We start from the raw sequence: 19,258 nt of genomic DNA on the forward strand, positions 1-19,258 counted from the left end.
GCATTTTTATATTATTTTTGCACTATAAATTCATTTGTAACGAGATTTGAAAAATCGAATTGGGAATTGGTTCAATAGTGCGATGGATGCTCTGCACATCAAGCGTATCGACCGCTATATCATATGGCGGTTCATCAGCACGTACTTTTTCCTTCTTCTGATTATCATTGCTATTGCTGTCATTTTCGATTACAACGAGAAAATCGACAAGTTTTCAAATAGCGGAGTAGGATTGGGCAGAATCATAACCGAGTATTATTTTAACTTCATACCTTACTTCATCAATCTCTTCAGTCCGCTGTTTGTATTTATAGCCGTAATCTTTTTCACTACGAACTTGGCAAGTAAGTCAGAAATCATAGCCATGAAGGCTGCTGGAATGAGTTTCAAGCGATTGCTGCGACCTTACATGATTACTGCAGGCATCATTGCCATAATTACATTCTATCTCGGTGCATTTGTGATACCAAAGGGCAATGTGGCACGCGTTAATTTTGAAAACACATATATCAAAAAGAAAAAGATAACGAGTGTTGATAATGTGCAACTCGAAGTGGACAAAGGAATAGTCGCCTTTATTCAGCACTTCGACAACACCACAAAAAGCGGATATGGCTTTTCGCTCGACAAGTTCAAGAATAAAAAACTTGTATCCCACTTTACTGCACAAAACATTCAGTACGACACCTTGTCCGACCATCGCTATACCTGGCATCTAAGCATCTGCCAATCAAGGGTTTTCAATGGTTTAAGAGAGAAAATAGAGTATAAGGATAAAGTGGACTCTATTATAAAAATAGAACCCGCCGACCTTATCAATACTCGAAATCAACAGGAAACAATGACGCTCCCAGAATTGAACGAGTACATAGAGAAACAGAAAATGCGTGGTGCAGCAAATGTCAGCACATTTGAAGTAGAGTTCCACAAACGCTTTGCCATGCCTTTTGCTGCCTTTATACTCACTCTGATCGGGGTGTCACTATCAAGTGAGAAACGAAAGGGAGGGGGAATGGGTACATCCATCGGTATAGGACTGGCTTTGAGTTTTTCCTATATACTGTTCCAAACAGTGAGTTCCACATTCGCTGTAAATGGCGGATGGCCACCCATGCTCTCAGCATGGATTCCTAACATACTCTTTGCTGCAATAGCCATATATTTATACAAACGTAATCCGGCATAAACGCTTACAAAGCAATATATTTAGATGTATTTTGAAGATTTAAGATTGTCCGAAGATATACTTGATGCGCTTTACGACATGAAGTTTGAGAAGTGTACGCCTATACAGGAAAGATGCATTCCACTCATTCTTGAAGGTAAGGATGTGGTTGGCATCGCGCAGACAGGAACAGGTAAAACAGCGGCATATCTGCTCCCACTGATGTCCATACTTCAAAATAAACCGCATGACAAAGACAGAGTAAATTGCTTGATTATGGCACCCACACGCGAACTCGCACAACAAATTGACCAGGCATTGCAGGGATTCGGCTATTATACAAACATAAGTGGTGTGGCTATTTATGGCGGCAATGACGGCATAAGATATGAACAGGAAAGAAAAAGCCTTCAGATGGGTGCTGACATCGTAATTGCAACGCCTGGACGACTGCTTACACACATTGATCTTGGCACACTCTCATTATCCGGCACAACCCATCTTGTGTTGGATGAGGCTGACCGTATGCTCGACATGGGTTTTGCCGACGATATCCTGAAAATTGTGAGCCACATGCCTAAGGACAGACAAACAGTTCTTTTTTCAGCCACCATGCCCGAGAAAACGGCAGAACTGGCACATGCCATCATGCACAACCCACAAGAAGTAAAAATCGCGGTTAGCAAGCCTGCAGACAATATCAAACAGACCATATATCACTGCTCAAACAAGGACAAGAACAAACTGGTTGAACACATACTTACAGAAAATGTTCCACACAGATTGCTCTTATTTGCCTCAAAAAAGACAAAAGTCAAGGAACTTGCCATACAATTCACAAGACTGTACAGCAAGAAAGGCAATAATCAGATAGCCGTTGGAGCAATGCACTCCGACCTTGACCAGAAAGACCGAGAAAAAGCAATCCTGGCTTTCAAGGCAGGACGCATACAACTACTCATTGCAACTGATATTGTGGCAAGAGGCATTGATATTGATGATATAGAAATGATTATCAACTACGATGCGCCGAAGGATGCTGAGGACTATGTCCACCGTATCGGAAGGACGGCAAGAGCCGGACGTTCGGGACAGGCCATCACTTTAATCGGAGAAGACGATTTCAGTGCGCTCCGAAATATAGAGCGACTTCTCGGAAAAAAAATTCCACAAGGAGTTCTGCCCGAAGGGTTGTCAGCGCCTTCAATACCAGAGAGGCATACATCAAGCAAAAGGACAAAACACAAAACAAAACGCAATAATAATTCCAACGACAAATCATCAGCAAAAAGCCATAAATCACATCAAAAGAACAACAAGAGCAAAAACAACAAGCAAGTACGAAACTCTCAAAATCCAAATAAATGAAATATTCAGTCCTGCCAGCCATTTGTTTTGTATTCATCTTTGCTTCGTGTGAAAAAAAGGTGGATATGAATTTTAGCACTTCGCCGCTTTCTGTTTCAGACTCAATACTGATTTTTGGAACTACAAGTGATACAACAGTCGTAGATTCAACGCAAATCAGAAACACGTCCGATCCAACATATTCCTACGACAACAATCCGTCCTCCATCTTGAGAACAACAAGCATGTCGGCAGATTCATTAAGTCATATTTCACCCGACTTGAAACCAACTTCGCCTGTTATAGTTACAGATGATTATGCCAATGCCGAGCCAGAAAAGCCAATAAAAAGAAGTTCGGCAAATGTTAAGTCAGACAGTAAAACCACCACGCCTTTCGAACAAAGACAAAGACCGGCTGAAACAACTGCGCCTCGTGAAGTACACACTGGAGTGAGTATTAAACCAATTGAAATCCCCCAAGACATCGCAAGTTGTAAGAATCTTCTCTCACAGCAGGAACGATTGTTTCAGAACGAGAGAAATCCGGAACGTAAAGAGCAAATCAGACAAAACATCATTTCTTTGACTGATAAAATACGCTATGAAGCAAAGTGGAAAGGCGATGACGAAACATACAATGAGGCAAAAAACACCTACGAGAAATATAAATAGTTTGTTCAAAAACGAATAATATTTCATGCCTTTTTGATTTTTTTACTTTGTTACATAAAAAAAAACTGCTAAATTGCGCCCGTTTTTGGCAGAACAATGCCACGAGCGATTTATTCCATACTGCATCAAAACAATAAAACCAATATCATGAAAGTTTACAAATCTCAAGAAATCAAGAACATTGCGTTGTTAGGAAACGATGGCTCAGGGAAGACCACTCTGACAGAAGCCTTAGTTTTCGAGAGTGGTCAAATCAAACGCAGAGGTCGTATCACACAGAAAAACACTGTCAGCGACTATTTCCCGGTAGAACAGGATTATGGTTACTCGGTTTTCTCAACCGTATTCCATGTAGAACGCAACAATAAGAAACTTAACATTATTGACTGCCCGGGTAGTGACGACTTTGTTGGAGCAGCACTTACGGCATTGAACGTTACAGACACTTGCATACTCCTCTTAAATGGAACAGTGGGTCTGGAAGTAGGCACACAAAATCATTTCAGATATACCGAACGTCTAAAAAAACCGGTTATTTTCCTTGTTAATCATCTTGACGATGAGAAAACCGATTTCGACAACGTGGTAGAACAACTCAAAGCAGCATACGGCAACAAGTGCGTGCCAGTACAATATCCTCTGAATGTAGGTCAAGACTTTAACAGCGTTATAGACGTGTTGCTGATGAAGAAACTGACCTATCAGAACGATGGCGGAGACTATAAAGTGGAGGATATCCCCGACGCAGAGAAAGACAAGGCAATGGAATGGCATCAGGCACTCGTAGAAGCAGCCGCTGAAAACGATGAAACACTGATGGAGAAATTCTTCGAAGAAGGAGAACTCACAGAAGACGAATTGCGAGAAGGACTTCGCAAAGGACTCGTTTCACGTTCCGTTTACCCCATATTCACAGTTTGTGCATACAAGAACATGGGTGTTGGCAGACTGATGGAGTTTTTGAGCAATGTCGTTCCCTACGTAAACGAAATGCCTGCAGTTCACAACACACGCGGTGAAGAAGTTACTCTCGACCCGAATGGTCCTACAAGCGTATTCTTCTACAAGACCGGTGTTGAACCACATATCGGTGAGGTGCAATATTTCAAGGTAATGTCAGGAACACTTAAGGCTGGCGACGAATTGACAAATGCAGACAGGGGCAGCAAGGAGCGCATCGGACAAATCTATGTAAGCACCGGAGCAACCCGAGAAGCAGTAGACCAAATTTCTGCAGGCGACATAGGTTGTACAGTGAAACTAAAGGATGTACGCACGGGCAACACCCTGAATGCTAAAGACTGCGACAACAAGTTCAATTTCATAAAATATCCCAACCCGAAATACACACGCGCTATACGTGCCGTTGAAGAGAGCAATACAGAAAAACTCATGGTGGCACTCACACGTATGCGTCAAGAAGACCCCACATGGGTGGTAGAACAGAGCAAGGAACTGCGCCAGACACTCGTGCATGGTCAGGGAGAATTCCATCTGCGTACACTCAAGTGGCGTCTTGAAAACCTTGACAAGATAGCCATAGAGTTTGCAGAACAGCGCATACCATATCGTGAAACGATTACCAAGTCGGCACGCGCAGACTATCGTCACAAGAAACAGAGCGGTGGTGCCGGACAGTTCGGTGAAGTACACCTTATTGTAGAGCCTTACCAAGATGGAATGGAGGACCCGACCATGTATCGTTTCGGCAATCAGGAAATCCGTGTAAATCTCAAAGGTAAAGAGGAAATTGACCTCGAATGGGGCGGCAAGTTGGTATTTATCAACAGCGTTGTGGGCGGTGCCATCGACACACGCTTTATGCCAGCCATCCTGAAAGGTATCATGAGCCGAATGGAGCAAGGCCCGCTGACAGGTTCTTATGCCCGCGACGTTCGCGTCATCGTTTATGACGGCAAGATGCATCCAGTTGACAGTAATGAACTTTCGTTTATGCTCGCAGGACGTAATGCATTCAGCGCAGCGTTCAAAGAGGCTGGTCCAAAGATTCTTGAGCCTATCTACGATGTGGAAGTGTTCGTACCATCCGATTACATGGGTGATGTCATGAGCGATCTGCAGGGTCGTCGTGGTCTCATCATCGGTATGGGCAGCGAAAGCGGCTATGAAAAGATTCAAGCCAAAGTGCCTCTCAAGGAAATGGCAAACTATAGCACATCGCTTTCGTCACTGTCTGGAGGACGCGCCAGTTTCGTTATGAAGTTCTCAAGTTACGAACTCGTTCCTGGCGACGTGCAGAATAATCTTATTGCACAGTTCGAGGCAGAAAACAACGAGGAATAAAACAAATTTTCTCAATAGGATAGGGGAGTGGCGAATTTTTTCCGCCACTCTTTTTGGAATTAAGCATTTTCTTTCATAATTTTGTAAAACATTTGAAAATATCATCTAATTGGTGAGCCATAATAAGACAAAAAACAACATGAAAAAAGTATTTGCATCTCTGTTATTCCTTTTCGCTATTAACGTAATTGCTCAAGAAAAGCCTTTCACAATTCCTGAAGTTAAAGGTTGGGAAGCCGCTGAAGGTCGCATCATTCCAACAGGTAAGATTATTTATCAAGACAAGGAGGTATTGCCTGTCGCAGAAGCACTTGCAGAAGATTACAAAGTGATGTTTGGCAAGCAGTTGACTATAGAAAAGGGGAAACCACGTCCTGGCGACATACATCTTGTCATTGAAAACCTCAGGGCTTTAGGCGAAGAAGGTTACCAACTGGATATCGACAACATTATCGTAATAAAATCTGGCAATCTGAAAGGACTTTATTGGGGCACGCGAACCATGTTGCAAATGTGCGACAACAACGCAGCACACACACTGCCCAAGGGACATCTGACAGACCGACCCGAATACAGCCATCGGGGTTTTATGATTGACTGCGGAAGAAAATATATTCCAATGTCTTATCTCAGAAACCTCGTCAAGATTATGGGCTATTACAAGATGAACGTACTTCAGATTCACCTTAATGATAATGGCTTCAAGCAATTCTTCGGCGACGATTGGAACAAGACTCAGGCGGCATTCCGACTTGAGTGTTCTACTTTCCCAGGCCTGACAGCCAAAGACGGAAGTTATACCAAGCAGGAGTTCATTGATCTACAGATTCTTGCCGAAAAGAGTGGGGTAGAGATTATCCCGGAGATAGATGTCCCCGCTCATTCTCTCGCTTTCACACAGTATAAACCAGAAATAGCCAGTAAAGAGTATGGCATGGACCACCTCGATCTGATGAACCCAAGGACATACGAATTCTGCGACGCGCTCTTCAAAGAATATTGCAGCGGTGAGAATCCTGTGTTCAGAGGTAAGAAAGTCTGTATCGGCACAGATGAATATTCTAATGCCAACAAACAGGTGGTAGAAGCGTTTCGCTCATTTACAGACCATTACATCCGCCTTGTTGAAAGTTTTGGTAAAACGGCAGTAGTCTGGGGTGCCTTGACACACGCAAAAGGAGAAACTGCCGTGAAAAGCGACGGCGTCATCATGAACTGTTGGTATAATGGCTATGCTCAGCCAAAGGATATGAAAGAACAAGGCTATCAGTTAGTTAGCATACCCGATGGTTGGGTGTATATAGTTCCTGCAGCAGGCTACTACTACGACTACCTGAACTGTGAACACTTATATAAAAACTGGACACCTGCACAAATTGGCAATGTAAAATTTGATGAGAACGACCCTGCAATACTTGGCGGAATGTTCGCTGTGTGGAACGACCATGCAGGCAATGGCATCAGTGTGAAGGATATACATCATCGGGTGTTCCCCGCTATGCAAACCATTGCTGCAAAATGCTGGAGTGGAGCAAACAATATCGTAACTTATGAAAAATTCAACGAACTAAGAACATCACTGTCTGAAGGTCCGGGGGTAAATGAACTCGCAACTTACGGCACCGACAAAAAAGTCGTGTTTAAAAAAGATGTCATTTCGCCAGAAGAAACACTTGACATAGAAGAAATTGGCTACGACTATTCAGTTACATTCACCGTCAACGGAAAAACAGAAGAAAAAGGCACTATACTATTTAAAAGCAACAACGCCATATTCTATCTGAGTGATCCCAAACTTGGTAACCTTGGATTTGCACGCGACGGATACCTCAATCAGTTCAACTATAAGTTGCCTGCCAACGAGACACATACCATAACGATACAAGGGAACAATAAGATGACACGACTTCTTGTAGACGGAAAACAACGCGAGCAACTTAACCCTCTGACACTATACGCCGTCAAGGAAAACAATCGCTTCCATCAGCAAATAGAAAGCATGAACAGTTATGAGCCAGAGGTATATGACCTGAAAACAAAGATGTACTACCAAAGGACACTTGTCTTCCCACTAAGAAAGGCAGGAAAATTCAATAGCACCATAACTGACCTTGTTGTCGAGAACTATATTAGGTAAAATGTCTGCTAATTTGCAAATTTTCATGCTGTAACAGGAGGTGCTTTCAATTTATTACTGCCTTCATGGCATGTAGGACAAGTAGCAAATATGGCAAAGGGAGAAGGTTCAGCTAAAGGTTGGTTAGAAAATGAAGGGTGGGGTGAAATTCCAGGAATTAATCCTACTTTAGCCACAGTATTAAATGGAACTACAGATGTGGTTGTACTTGCACCAAGAGCTTCTTGGCAATTAACAAAAGCAACAGGAAAATGTTGCTTAGAATATTGCTAAAACAATCGCACGACAAGCGAAAAATGCTCAAAGAATTGCATCAAATCCAGAACTTGCTGAACGTATGGCAGAACATTATTGGAAAGTTGTCCTAGATGTTTCTAAAAATGCAGGAAATACAGCAAAAAATACTGCAAAAGCTTTGGGTAAAGGAGAAACTTATACTAATTTTGCAAGAAGTGCATGGCAAGGTATAAAATAGGCCGCTAAAACTGCTTGGCAAGAAACTAAGAATTTTGCTAAGGCAATGAAAACAGGAGAATATCCTGAACTGCCAAAAAAATAGTATATTGAACCAGAAATTAGATATTATGAAAATGGCGTACTTATACTACCAAAACCTACAGTAGTTTATGAACAGGGAGTACCTATAATACCTGTAAAAAATTCTCCAGTAGATAATTTTGGATTTCCTTACACAAGAAGAATTGCCAAAGAAACGCCTTTTGATGAAATTAGTTTTATTCATTAGGATTCTAAAGGAAGAGTCTATTTAACTAATCCTCATTCTGGTAAAAATTCTTGGGTATACGAAGAACTCAAACCAAATATGGGGAATGAATATTTAAAATGGATACAAAGAGTTGATGAAACTAGAATAACAAGTCCAGAGTTTAGAAAAGATTTTCTTAATACTCGAAATTATAGTACAGGTAAAAATTTTACCGAAAAAGAGTATGAATAGTTTCTTAAAGAATAGGAAGAAATACGAAAAAATATGGAATTTACACACTCTGTAAATATGACTACTAATTGGGTTACTAAATTACCAATGGATTATACTAAATGGCCAAAAGTAATTGAAAGTCTATCTAAATCCTCAGAAGAAAACTTTAATAACATATGGGGACGTGTAATAAATAGAAATCTTAATGGGAGTGCATATATAGTGCCAGAAACTCCAAATCTTACTGGATTAATGACATTAAAAACTGGACCTGATCTAATCCATGTTATAGGACATGAATTTACTCATTTAACAAGGCCCTATGATTGGCTTCATACTCTTCCTTAGCATTTGGCAAAGTATTCAAAACGTTATCCTATTACAACTTAGGTTATTAGGTCTAATGAATAGAAATTAATGAAGGATGCTTTATATAATCAGCTAGTAAAGGCTTCACGTAAATTAAAAGATGATTGGAATACTTATGCTAGTTCAGTAAACGAAATGGGAGCAGAAATAGGTAGCTATTAGCTAACTGGAACACCGTCTAATCTTTTACCTGCATTAGTGAGAGGTGCAAATTTACATTCAGTATTCGGAGATATTAGAAATTATTCTAAATTATTAAGTACATTACCTGCTTCATATTTAGGAGCACAAGCATTAATTAACAATGAATGAATTTAAATTTCCAAAAAGAATTGGAGAACCAAAATATGAAATAATTGAAGGTTGGATTCGTACAACAACTTTAATAGATCCAAGTTATTTTCATGATGACAATATTATAAAAGCTTATATAATAGAAGAAGAACAACCTCCAGTATATGAAAGGAATGGTTTTATTATTGTCAAAAAAGACGGGAGTCGTGAAGAAAAAATTTCAGGCATACTGCATGATGATTATTTTGATAAAGAAGGTTTTAACGCTGCCTTAAATGAGGCTCTTTCTAAATATCCAAAATTAATAAGAGAAAAATACAATGAACGAAGAAACACCTAAATGGCTATAGACTTGTATGGTGTACTTAAATTTTTAAAGAGAAAATAGAATGATAAAAAGTAAACATTTTATTAGACATATTTCATATAATCCTTCAATGCCTTTAGAAGATATTGAAAAGTGTGAAAAAGAACTTACTAAAAAATATGAAGAACTAGATAAAATAATAGATTCTTTAATAAGTAACGACCAATTACCAACATAATCAGTTCCCAAACTTCTCTTTAAAGTTTGTGACTTTTGATGTATTTTCAACAAGAATAATACTTTCGGGGCTCTGGGAAGACAGAGTACGGGCACATAGAGTGTACAGAGGGTAGTGTAATCCTTTTCCATAAGTAATCTATTATGACTCTTACTCTTTACTTTATTAAACATAATCACAATTCTAATTATAAAGGTTTTGAACAAATGATTTCAATAATTGAAAATGCCTTACAATAGTCGGTTTTGTTAAAAGTTTTCAGTATTTTTGTATTTTTGAATAAAATAATAAAGAATAAGTGAAACAGTATAGAAAAGAGGAACTCCTGTTCAGGTTACCAACATTCGCCGATCATCGTGGCATGTTGACGTCTGTTCAAAATTGTGAGAACTTTCCTTTTGAAATAAAACGCGTGTTTTGGATTTACGATGTTCCATCTGCAGCACAGCGCGGCGGACATGCACACACATCCTGCGATGAACTTTTAATTGCCGTTAATGGTAGTTTTGACGTTGCTGTAGATGACGGGAGAAACAAATATACCTACCACATGAACAATTCTCGTGTCGGTCTTTTCATTCCTGCCAGCGTTTGGTGTGAATTGCTGAATTTCTCAAAAGATTGCGTGTGCTTGGTCATGGCATCGCAAACTTACAGTGAAGAAGGCTATATCAACAGTTACGAAGAGTTTAAACATTTCTCAGAACACAAATGACAGAATTGTTTCCATATAAAGACAGCGACCACCGCGAAGACTGGAATCGCTTTGTTCGGGAAAGTGTGAACGCCACATTTCTTCTCGACAGAAATTATATGGATTACCATAAAGACAGGTTTTCTGATTGTTCACTCGTTCTGACGAACAATAATAGAATCATAGGCCTCTTTCCTGCAAATGCCACAAAATCTGATGCTTGCATTTACTCACACCAGGGACTTACATACGGCGGGCTAATCGTTGGTAATGGAACTACTTCAAGCGAGGTATTTAAGATGTTGGATGCAATTTGTGCGTACTACAAAAATATTGGTTTTAAGAAACTGATTTATAAGGAGATACCATCTATATATCATTCTTATCCTTCCGCGGCTGACCAATATTGGCTGTTCCGGGCACAGGCACTGCTAAAGTCACGCAGCATTTCATCGGTGGTGCCATTAAACACGCCACTACCCTTCTCTAATTTGCGACAAAGGAAAATCAAGAAAGCAGCCTGCGCAGGTCATATAGTAAAACTTAATGATAGTAGTCTGGAAGCGTTTTGGGGCTTGCTAACTGAAAATCTCCTCAAAAACCATCATACACACCCTGTTCACACTCTTCAGGAGATAATCCATCTCAAAAACAAATTTCCACTGAATATCCGGTTTCACTCGGTTGCAGACTCGAATAACGCCATGCTGGGTGGTTGCGTTGTTTACGAAACGAAGAATGTTGCTCATATACAGTATATTGCCGCCAACGCAAAGGGAAAGGATTCTTGTGCGTTGGATTTGCTTTTTTATGAACTGACGTACTATTATCGCCAACTGAATAATTTCAAGTATCTGGATTACGGTATTTCGACCGAAGATGGCGGGAATGTGCTCAACAACGGATTATTGTTCCAGAAAGAAGGCTTTGGTGCACGCGCCATTTGCTATGACACCTATGAATTAAACCTACAAAATCTCTCTGAAAGTTTCTACACATGATACCTTATTATCCATTAAAATCAATTTGCGCCACATACGAGCCGGATCTGAGCATGAAGATTAAGGATGTGATAGATTCAGGCAGGTTTCTCCGTGGCGATGCTAACAATGAATTTGCAAAACAATTCTGTGAATTTGTTGGGAGTAAGCATTTTGTGGGTGTGGGTAATGGTCTTGATGCCATAGCGCTGATATTGATGTCGATGAAAATACTTTATGATTGGAAAGATGATAACGAAGTTATTGTACCGGCATTTACTTTCATTGCGTCGGCAGAAGGTGTAGCACGCGCAGGACTTACACCTGTATTCTGCGATATTGCGGACGATTTTCTTATCGATGCAGACACCATAGAACAACATATTACCCCAAAAACACGTGCCATACTTACAGTACATCTTTATGGCAAGGTCTGCGACATGGAACGCATCAACAACTTGGCAAAAAAATTCGACTTGAAGGTTGTGGAAGATGCAGCACAGGCACATGGTGCCACATATAAAGGTAAAATGGCAGGTAGTTTGGCTGATGCTGCGGCTTTCAGTTTCTACCCGGGTAAAAATCTTGGTGCACTGGGCGATGCAGGAGGAGTAATGACAGATGATGACAATTTGGCAGAACTGACAACCGCCTTGTCAAATTATGGAAGTAAAGAGAAGTATCATCATGAGTTTCAGGGGATTAACAGCAGAATGGACGAAATTCAGGCAGCAGTACTGATAGCCCGGCTGAAACATCTTTCGAGAGAAAACAACAGACGACAGCAGATTGCCAAGATTTACAGTTCTTTAATATCAAACAAGGCGTGCAAGATTCCATACAAAGGCGATATCAATAGCAGTGTCTTCCACATCTACCCCCTACTATGCGAAAAGCGCGAAAAACTTGCTAACTATTTGAAAGACAATGGCATAGAAACATTGTGCCACTACCCTGCCCCATTACATCTCCAACCAGCATATAGCAACCACAAAAGCAAGAAGTTCAACATATCAGAACAGGTGGCTGCAATGGAATTAAGCCTCCCCATACACCCTTTGCTCTCTGATGAAGAAGCCAGATTCGTTGCAGAAATATTAAATAATTTTTCTTACTAACAAGCAGTATAAACCAACATAAACCACACATAATCATGACATTAGACATTCTGGTATGTACCATAAACAAGGGAATAGTCAGAATAGAAGAGTTTCTGAAACCACCTCAAGATAAGGTGCGCTACATCATCTCTTACCAATATACAGAAGAGCGCTATCTCGATCTGATACCTGAGAATTTGAAGAATCGGCACGATGTGACTCTTTATTTGTACAAAGGTCAAGGACTTTCCGCCAACAGAAACCTTGCCCTGGAAAAGGCCACGTCCGATTTGGTGATGTATGCTGATGACGATGAGCGATTGTGCGAAGAGGCATTCTCAGTGATTTTCGACACATTTGAGAAACATCCGGAAATAGACGTGGCATTCTTCAAGGCGAGTACATATACTGGCAAGCCGCTCAAGGACTATCCTGAAGAAGAGTTCGACATCACACAGCTGCCAGAAGATTATTCCATCTCTACTATTGAGATGGTTTGCCGCAGAGAAAAGGTGCAAGGTAAGATAAGATTTGACGAGCGGTTCGGACTTGGCACACAATTTCTTACTTGCGGCGAAGAAGACATCTGGATGGAAGATGCGATACGGGCAGGTCTGAAGATGCGCTATTTCCCCATAAAGATTTTCGAGACTTCAATAGAACTAAAAAAGAAGTTGATTTATGTGGATGTCGGGGTTCAACGCAGTTATGGGGCACAGACATATTATCGCAATGGCAGGAAGGCATGGTTAATCTGCTTCAAATTTGCCATGAAATCGTCGACAGCTGGTCTGTGTCATTTTTGGCCCATGATGAAACATCTTGCCGAGGGCATCAGATATATGCAGAAAAACCACTAAATACGCGACAATGTCTCCTCGGTTAACGGTATTGTTCTCAACCATAGACGATCGTATTAAGCAGTTGTTGCAGAAAGAACTGCCGATAATTCCTGAAGTGCGCTATCTCGTCGTATGGCAACGAACAAAACCGACAGATAGTCTTGAACATCTTGTGGAGTACTCCACGAAGAAGCAACCTATGGATGTTATAAGACTTGAAGGAAAAGGAATTTCGAGGAGCAGAAATGCGGCAATCAAAGCGCTCCAAACTGAATTCGCCATCTTTTCAGATGATGACGTGGAATACACAGAGGAGCAACTCAAAATGGTAATTCAGGCCTTCGATGAGCAGTCTTTTGCGGATATACTCCTTTTTCAAATGTCGGACTACGAAGGGCATCTGATGAAAAATTACCCGTCATTTCCATACGATTACAGAAACGCACCAAAGCGCACATTTGTGTCGTCTTGCGAAATAGCATTCAGGAAAACGGCGGCAATTCCATTCTTTGACGAACGCTTTGGACTGGGTAGCGACTACCTGACTGTAGGCGAGGAAGAAGTTTTTATTCATGAAGCAGCATCAAAAGGACTGAATATCAAGTACATACCAAAAGTAGTATGCCGCACTAATCCGTCAACAACGAGCAAACGCCTTAAAGATGACGATAAATTTTGGAGAAGCAAGGGGGCTGTTAACTATATGCTTCATGGCAAATGCCTTTCTGTAATGAAAGCCGCAAAATATGCATTTGTCTCACCATATTCAAGAACAATCCACAGATTTTGTGAAATGCTGAAAGGCATCAACTATGTGGCAAATACAAACAACAAAAAATAATAGTCTGTAAGTGTTATGCGAATATCTGTTGTAATACCTGTTTATAACCGAGAACAACACCTTCCAAAGTTGTTCTCTTCCATAAAGAAAATCAAGGGAGTCTCTCTTGAGTTTGTTTTTGTGGACAACGGGTCTGTTGATAATTCGTATCACTTGTGCCAGGAATTTGGAGAACAACAGTCGGACAATACGATTAACATACGCGTCATCACAGAAAACCGGAAAGGAGCATCTGTGGCACGCAATGCCGGAATGAAAATATGTAGTGGTGATTACATCTACTTTTTTGACAGTGACGATGAATTGTCGCCACACTTCTTTTGCGATTGCATGAATCACGAAGGAAAGGACTTAATCGTCTGCAACACCCTCATCGTTTCCAACGGAAAGGAACATCCAAGAAAGACGCTATTCCCATTGACGCTCGAAGGGCACATCTTGTCATCCACACTTTCAACCCAAAGTTTTATGATAAAACGCTCGCTCATAGAAAAAACAGGCGGATGGGATGAGGACTTGCCAAGATGGAACGATTGGGAACTTGGTATTAGAATAATGCTTCAACGGCCTGACATTGCTTACCTCAACAAGACATATCACAGAATTCTTCAGCATTCAGACAGCATTACGGGTAAAGACTTTGCTCATAGTTACGAAGATTTGATGAAAGCATTACAAAAAGGACAACACAATATTTTAGTTTCTCGCATAGACCAGGCGCATAAAACGAAGGCATTAAATGCATTAAGCGCCAAGACACAATTACTGTCTGCATGGCTATATAGGGAAAACCGAACAGAAATGTCGGAACAGGCATATAACTTCTCAAGGCAGATTCAAACATCCGGATTGTTCAAATTTTTCTCACCCCCACTCCATTTTCTTTCAAAAAAAGGAATAAGAGGCACTTGGTTGCTATATAATAAATTATTGTAGTCAACGTTTCATAAAATTTTCAGAATTAAGTCTAACAATGCTCTCGGTAGAAAACTTAAAAATAGAATTTGGGGCTAAGCCATTATTTGCCGGAGTTACTTTCGTTATTAACAGAAAGGAACGTGCCGCACTTGTAGGTAAGAATGGTGCCGGCAAGTCCACCCTGCTGAAAGTTATAGCAGGCGAAAGTGCTCCGAACGAAGGTTCTGTAAACATACAGCGAGACTTAGTTATAGGTTATCTACCACAAGTAATGAAACTCAGCGATGAGACGACGGTTGTTGAAGAAACCAAGAAGGCTTTTCGAGATTTACACAAACTGAAATCAAAGGTAAGAGAACTAAACGAAGAGTTATCCCGAAGAACAGATTATGACAGCCCGTCATACATGGACCTTGTGGAATTATTCACATCAGAAAGCGAAAGGCTGCAACTGATAGAGAGCGAAAACCATGAGGCACAGATTGAAAGAACGCTCACGGGATTAGGATTCAAACAAGAAGAATTCAATCGTCCCACTAATGAATTGTCTGGCGGATGGCGAATGAGAATAGAATTGGCAAAAATTCTTCTTCAGCACCCTGATATTCTCCTGCTTGACGAGCCGACCAATCACCTTGATATTGAAAGTATTCGCTGGCTTGAGGATTTTTTGAAGAAGTCAAACTGCGCAGTCATAGTAGTAAGTCACGACAGAGCATTCTTAAACAACGTAACAAATCGCACGATGGAATTATCATGCGGACAAATGACTGATTACAAAGTCTCTTACGACGAGTTTATGAAATTGAGAGCGGAACGTCGTGAGCAACAGTTGCGCGCATACGAAAATCAGCAAAAAGAAATTGCAAGTATCAAAGATTTCATTGAACGTTTCAGGTACAAACCAACAAAAGCCATACAGGTGCAAAGCAGGATAAAGCAGTTGGAAAAGATTGTCCCTATTGAAATAGATGAGATAGACAATTCTGCCTTGCATCTGAAATTTCCACCTTGCACAAGAAGTGGTGATTACCCTGTCATTTGTGAAGATGTAGCCAAATCATACGGTAGTCACAGTGTGTTCAAAAACGTCAACCTTGTTATAGAAAGAGGACAGAAAGTCGCTTTTGTAGGAAGGAATGGTGAAGGAAAATCAACATTGGTAAAATGCATCATGGAAGAGATTGAGCATGATGGCATCTTGAAAATTGGACATAACGTTGAAATCGGCTATTATGCTCAAAATCAAGCGCAATTACTTGATGAAAATCAGACTGTATTCGACACGATAGACCATGTTGCCACTGGTGAGATACGTTTGAAGATCAGAGACATTTTAGGTGCATTTATGTTCGGTGGAGAAGCGTCCGATAAAAAAGTCAAAGTGCTTTCAGGAGGCGAACGCAGCCGTCTCGCGATGATAAAACTACTGCTCCAACCCGTAAATTTCCTCATTCTTGATGAGCCGACCAATCATCTTGACATGCGCACAAAAGATGTGCTGAAAGAGGCGTTGCTGGCATTCGATGGGACCGTCATTGTAGTTTCTCACGACAGAGATTTTCTCAACGGACTTGTAGAGAAGGTTTATGAATTCGGAGGCGGTGCTGTCAGAGAGCACATTGGAGGAATATATGATTTCCTAAAGAAAAAGGATATCGAGAAACTCGACGAACTGCATACAATCAACTATAATCCACTCGATAACAATGAACAGCAAAAGAAGGAAGTTGTACAATCGGAGGGAAGACAATCGTACGAACAACAAAAGGAGCGCACAAAGATTGTCAGAAAGGCTGAGAAATTAGTAAAAGAGAAAGAAGACACTGTAACAGCATTGGAATGCGAATTGGAGAGCATTCAGAGTCAAATCGCATCCGGTGAAACCAGTGATGACATTTTCATCCTACACGCAGAAATAGAAAAGAAACTCGAAAACGCCATGAACGAATGGGAAAATGCTGTAGAAGAATTGGACAAACTGAAGTAAATTGATTTCAAAAAAACAGAAAAACAAAAACAACATTATGATGATAAAGAAGTTTATTATACTTGTATCGGCATTCTTATTCACAATAAGCATAAATGCCCAACACTTTCAATTCATGGGAATACCTATAGACGGAAATATAGACGAATTCTCAATGGCACTGAAATCAAAGGGGTTCAAGAGAAACACGCTCATTGACCCTAAAGGCAACAAAAATTTCAAAGGTGTCTTTGCCAACGAGAAGGCCAAACTATGTGTATTCTTCCACCCTACCACAAAATTGGTGTATGCACTTGAAGTGGACATCTCATGCTACAATGCAAGTGAGGTAAAGGAAAAATTGGAAAAGTTCGAAACGTCTATAAAGCAGAAATATGGAGAACAGGTAGTGGACGAGGACTTGGAAAAGTCGGTAGAGGGAGACATCCGGCATACATTCCACATTCTTGACAAGACGAGCGGCATGAAAGGACAAATCCAACTTCACTCATATTGCAGGGAAGGTAATAAATATCTTGGAGGAACATACCGACTGGAGATATTCTATTGTGACGTAGATAATTACGACGCTTACAAGGCTAAGGAAGTGAACGATTTATAAATCGGATGATGTGCCGCAATTTTGTTGTTAAACAAGATATCAGTAAATTTGCGCAAAATCTGTCCATAAACTATGGTAATACTACCCCAGGGACTTCCAGAAGCCTCAGGCATAAAATCAAGTAAGATTACTACTGTTGACAAATATACTGCCAACAAAGATTTTTTGCGTGTTTTGTTCCTGAACCTAATGCCAGAGAAGCAAGCCTCAGAACGCTATTCCGCTTTTAGTTTGGCAGAAAGCGAAACTGATGTCTTGTTAGTTCCGATAAAAATACGGGGACAGCAGTATAAAACAACACCACAAGCACACATGGACCTTTTTTACAAGGACTTTGAATGTGTCAAGGGGGAGGAATGGGATGGTTTGATAATAACTGGTGCACCATTGGAGAACATAGATTTTGAAGAGGTACGTTACTGGAAACAACTTCAGGAAATCATGGATTGGGCAGATTGCAATATACGTTCCACATTCTTCATCTGCTGGGCGGCGCAAGCGGCTCTTTACCACAGATATGGCATACCTAAGCACATGTCAAGCAGAAAGAAATTTGGTGTATATGCTTTCGAGAACAGGAATTTGAGCCATCCGCTACTATCAGAGTGTTTAAATATCATACATATCCCTATAAGCCGCCATACCGAAGTAAAAGAGAAAGATTTCATTACCGACGACTCCCCTGAAATTCTTTGTGCAGGAGTAGGAGGAGTCGCCATTGCGGCAGACACTAACAATAGAGATGTGTATGTAACAGGACATTTGGAATACCCCATAGAAAGGCTTGACTTTGAATACCACCGCGATCTCGGCAAAAATCTGCCAATTACAAAACCTGCCAATTATTATATAAATGATGACGAGGAATCAGGTATAGACTTTAGTTGGAAGGATGATAGCAAGAGGATTTACAACAACTGGATAGAACATTTTTTAAAAGACAAATAACACATTATGCCAAACATAAAAGACACAAATAAGGAGTTCGAGCAAGTCATGGACATTTGTCGCGAAATCTTCTCTAAGAAATTACACGACTATAAGGCAGCATGGCGAATCATGCGTCCTGAAAGTATCACCGACCAGATTTTTATCAAGGCCAAACGTATTCGCGGCATTGAAACAACAGGTGAAAATGCTGTGGGTGAAGACATCACAGGCGATTTCATTGCCATCATCAACTATAGCATTATCGGACTAATACAACTGGAGTTGGGATATGCGGATTTTGATGACTTAGGACCAGAAAAGGCACTGACTGAATATGACCGACATGCCACAGAAGCCCTCGAACTGATGAAAAAGAAAAATCACGACTATGACGAGGCATGGAGAGGTATGCGGATATCATCCTACACCGACCTCATTCTGATGAAACTGTTTCGAACAAAACAAATCGAAGACCTTGAAGGCAAGACTTTGGTCTCAGAAGGTATTGCCGCCAATTATATGGACATGTTGAATTATTCAGTGTTTGGACTTATCAAATTGTTGATAGAAAAAGAAAAGAAATAAGC

20 protein-coding genes are annotated in these 19,258 nt (G+C 40.6%); all 20 read left to right on the forward strand.

Going from position 1 to position 19,258, the window contains the following annotated elements:
- Positions 1 to 82 precede the first annotated feature (82 nt).
- The 20 genes from C7Y71_RS01555 to C7Y71_RS01640 all read left to right on the forward strand — a co-directional run bounded on the left by C7Y71_RS01555 (position 83) and on the right by C7Y71_RS01640 (position 19,256).
- A complete protein-coding gene (locus tag C7Y71_RS01555; protein WP_111897810.1) occupies positions 83 to 1,186 on the forward strand; it encodes an LptF/LptG family permease in 1,104 nt (367 codons plus the stop codon).
- A 24-nt stretch (positions 1,187 to 1,210) separates the two neighbouring features.
- A complete protein-coding gene (locus C7Y71_RS01560) occupies positions 1,211 to 2,533 on the forward strand; it encodes a DEAD/DEAH box helicase (protein ID WP_111897809.1) in 1,323 nt (440 codons plus the stop codon).
- 65 nt (positions 2,534 to 2,598) lie between these two features.
- The gene (locus C7Y71_RS01565; RefSeq protein ID WP_111897808.1) at positions 2,599 to 3,186 is read left to right on the forward strand and encodes a hypothetical protein; all 588 of its coding nucleotides are present in this window, start codon (positions 2,599 to 2,601) and stop codon (positions 3,184 to 3,186) included.
- Positions 3,187 to 3,333: 147 nt separating this feature from the next.
- Entirely contained in the window at positions 3,334 to 5,490 is a 2,157-nt protein-coding gene (locus tag C7Y71_RS01570) for an elongation factor G (RefSeq protein WP_111897929.1), read from the forward strand.
- Between the two features lie 139 nt (positions 5,491 to 5,629).
- A complete protein-coding gene (locus tag C7Y71_RS01575) occupies positions 5,630 to 7,627 on the forward strand; it encodes a family 20 glycosylhydrolase (RefSeq protein ID WP_111897928.1) in 1,998 nt (665 codons plus the stop codon).
- Between the two features lie 90 nt (positions 7,628 to 7,717).
- Positions 7,718 to 7,900 carry a hypothetical protein gene (locus C7Y71_RS01580; protein WP_146739356.1) on the forward strand — a complete coding sequence of 61 codons (183 nt, stop codon included), beginning with the start codon at positions 7,718 to 7,720 and terminating at the stop codon, positions 7,898 to 7,900.
- 64 nt (positions 7,901 to 7,964) lie between these two features.
- The gene (locus C7Y71_RS11750; protein WP_193215936.1) at positions 7,965 to 8,102 is read left to right on the forward strand and encodes a hypothetical protein; all 138 of its coding nucleotides are present in this window, start codon (positions 7,965 to 7,967) and stop codon (positions 8,100 to 8,102) included.
- A gap of 516 nt (positions 8,103 to 8,618) precedes the next feature.
- The gene (locus C7Y71_RS01585) at positions 8,619 to 8,915 is read left to right on the forward strand and encodes a hypothetical protein (RefSeq protein WP_146739355.1); all 297 of its coding nucleotides are present in this window, start codon (positions 8,619 to 8,621) and stop codon (positions 8,913 to 8,915) included.
- Positions 8,916 to 9,240: 325 nt separating this feature from the next.
- Complete coding sequence (locus tag C7Y71_RS01590; protein WP_111897807.1) at positions 9,241 to 9,570, forward strand: hypothetical protein; 330 nt, start codon at positions 9,241 to 9,243, stop codon at positions 9,568 to 9,570.
- Positions 9,571 to 9,619: 49 nt separating this feature from the next.
- Positions 9,620 to 9,775, forward strand: a complete 156-nt coding sequence (locus C7Y71_RS11755) for a hypothetical protein (RefSeq protein ID WP_193215937.1) — start codon at positions 9,620 to 9,622, stop codon at positions 9,773 to 9,775.
- Between the two features lie 298 nt (positions 9,776 to 10,073).
- Positions 10,074 to 10,490: a sugar 3,4-ketoisomerase gene (locus C7Y71_RS01595; RefSeq protein ID WP_226943512.1), complete on the forward strand. Its 417-nt coding sequence runs from the start codon at positions 10,074 to 10,076 to the stop codon at positions 10,488 to 10,490.
- Entirely contained in the window at positions 10,487 to 11,470 is a 984-nt protein-coding gene (locus C7Y71_RS01600; RefSeq protein ID WP_111897806.1) for a GNAT family N-acetyltransferase, read from the forward strand. Before C7Y71_RS01595 ends, C7Y71_RS01600 begins: the two co-directional genes overlap by 4 nt.
- On the forward strand, positions 11,467 to 12,567 hold the full coding sequence (locus C7Y71_RS01605; protein ID WP_111897805.1) for a DegT/DnrJ/EryC1/StrS family aminotransferase: 1,101 nt from the start codon (positions 11,467 to 11,469) through the stop codon (positions 12,565 to 12,567). The genes C7Y71_RS01600 and C7Y71_RS01605 overlap by 4 nt, the downstream gene beginning before the upstream one ends.
- 35 nt (positions 12,568 to 12,602) lie before the next feature.
- The gene (locus tag C7Y71_RS01610; RefSeq protein ID WP_111897804.1) at positions 12,603 to 13,409 is read left to right on the forward strand and encodes a glycosyltransferase family 2 protein; all 807 of its coding nucleotides are present in this window, start codon (positions 12,603 to 12,605) and stop codon (positions 13,407 to 13,409) included.
- 10 nt (positions 13,410 to 13,419) lie between these two features.
- Positions 13,420 to 14,232, forward strand: a complete 813-nt coding sequence (locus C7Y71_RS01615) for a glycosyltransferase (protein WP_111897803.1) — start codon at positions 13,420 to 13,422, stop codon at positions 14,230 to 14,232.
- A gap of 15 nt (positions 14,233 to 14,247) precedes the next feature.
- Positions 14,248 to 15,168, forward strand: coding sequence for a glycosyltransferase family 2 protein (locus C7Y71_RS01620; RefSeq protein ID WP_111897802.1), 921 nt, complete (start codon positions 14,248 to 14,250; stop codon positions 15,166 to 15,168).
- 37 nt (positions 15,169 to 15,205) lie between these two features.
- The gene (locus C7Y71_RS01625) at positions 15,206 to 17,140 is read left to right on the forward strand and encodes an ABC-F family ATP-binding cassette domain-containing protein (RefSeq protein ID WP_111897801.1); all 1,935 of its coding nucleotides are present in this window, start codon (positions 15,206 to 15,208) and stop codon (positions 17,138 to 17,140) included.
- Between the two features lie 115 nt (positions 17,141 to 17,255).
- Positions 17,256 to 17,741: a hypothetical protein gene (locus C7Y71_RS01630; RefSeq protein ID WP_146739354.1), complete on the forward strand. Its 486-nt coding sequence runs from the start codon at positions 17,256 to 17,258 to the stop codon at positions 17,739 to 17,741.
- Positions 17,742 to 17,813: 72 nt separating this feature from the next.
- Positions 17,814 to 18,689: a homoserine O-acetyltransferase/O-succinyltransferase family protein gene (locus C7Y71_RS01635; protein WP_111897799.1), complete on the forward strand. Its 876-nt coding sequence runs from the start codon at positions 17,814 to 17,816 to the stop codon at positions 18,687 to 18,689.
- Between the two features lie 15 nt (positions 18,690 to 18,704).
- Positions 18,705 to 19,256, forward strand: coding sequence for a DUF1599 domain-containing protein (locus C7Y71_RS01640; protein ID WP_111897926.1), 552 nt, complete (start codon positions 18,705 to 18,707; stop codon positions 19,254 to 19,256).
- Positions 19,257 to 19,258 lie beyond the last annotated feature (2 nt).

Source organism: Pseudoprevotella muciniphila (assembly GCF_003265305.2).
GTDB classification, from domain to species: domain Bacteria; phylum Bacteroidota; class Bacteroidia; order Bacteroidales; family Bacteroidaceae; genus Alloprevotella; species Alloprevotella muciniphila.

Excerpts from the sequence above, each read along its gene's own strand:
- C7Y71_RS01555 (WP_111897810.1), top strand. The coding sequence starts at position 83 with ATGGATGCTCTGCACATCAAGCGTATCGACCGCTATATCATATGGCGG.
- C7Y71_RS01560 (WP_111897809.1), top strand. The coding sequence starts at position 1,211 with ATGTATTTTGAAGATTTAAGATTGTCCGAAGATATACTTGATGCGCTT.
- C7Y71_RS01565 (WP_111897808.1), top strand. The coding sequence starts at position 2,599 with ATGAATTTTAGCACTTCGCCGCTTTCTGTTTCAGACTCAATACTGATT.
- C7Y71_RS01570 (WP_111897929.1), top strand. The coding sequence starts at position 3,334 with ATGAAAGTTTACAAATCTCAAGAAATCAAGAACATTGCGTTGTTAGGA.
- C7Y71_RS01575 (WP_111897928.1), top strand. The coding sequence starts at position 5,630 with ATGAAAAAAGTATTTGCATCTCTGTTATTCCTTTTCGCTATTAACGTA.
- C7Y71_RS01580 (WP_146739356.1), top strand. The coding sequence starts at position 7,718 with ATGGCAAAGGGAGAAGGTTCAGCTAAAGGTTGGTTAGAAAATGAAGGG.
- C7Y71_RS11750 (WP_193215936.1), top strand. The coding sequence starts at position 7,965 with ATGGCAGAACATTATTGGAAAGTTGTCCTAGATGTTTCTAAAAATGCA.
- C7Y71_RS01585 (WP_146739355.1), top strand. The coding sequence starts at position 8,619 with ATGGAATTTACACACTCTGTAAATATGACTACTAATTGGGTTACTAAA.
- C7Y71_RS01590 (WP_111897807.1), top strand. The coding sequence starts at position 9,241 with ATGAATGAATTTAAATTTCCAAAAAGAATTGGAGAACCAAAATATGAA.
- C7Y71_RS11755 (WP_193215937.1), top strand. The coding sequence starts at position 9,620 with ATGATAAAAAGTAAACATTTTATTAGACATATTTCATATAATCCTTCA.
- C7Y71_RS01600 (WP_111897806.1), top strand. The coding sequence starts at position 10,487 with ATGACAGAATTGTTTCCATATAAAGACAGCGACCACCGCGAAGACTGG.
- C7Y71_RS01605 (WP_111897805.1), top strand. The coding sequence starts at position 11,467 with ATGATACCTTATTATCCATTAAAATCAATTTGCGCCACATACGAGCCG.
- C7Y71_RS01610 (WP_111897804.1), top strand. The coding sequence starts at position 12,603 with ATGACATTAGACATTCTGGTATGTACCATAAACAAGGGAATAGTCAGA.
- C7Y71_RS01615 (WP_111897803.1), top strand. The coding sequence starts at position 13,420 with ATGTCTCCTCGGTTAACGGTATTGTTCTCAACCATAGACGATCGTATT.
- C7Y71_RS01620 (WP_111897802.1), top strand. The coding sequence starts at position 14,248 with ATGCGAATATCTGTTGTAATACCTGTTTATAACCGAGAACAACACCTT.
- C7Y71_RS01625 (WP_111897801.1), top strand. The coding sequence starts at position 15,206 with ATGCTCTCGGTAGAAAACTTAAAAATAGAATTTGGGGCTAAGCCATTA.
- C7Y71_RS01630 (WP_146739354.1), top strand. The coding sequence starts at position 17,256 with ATGGGAATACCTATAGACGGAAATATAGACGAATTCTCAATGGCACTG.
- C7Y71_RS01635 (WP_111897799.1), top strand. The coding sequence starts at position 17,814 with ATGGTAATACTACCCCAGGGACTTCCAGAAGCCTCAGGCATAAAATCA.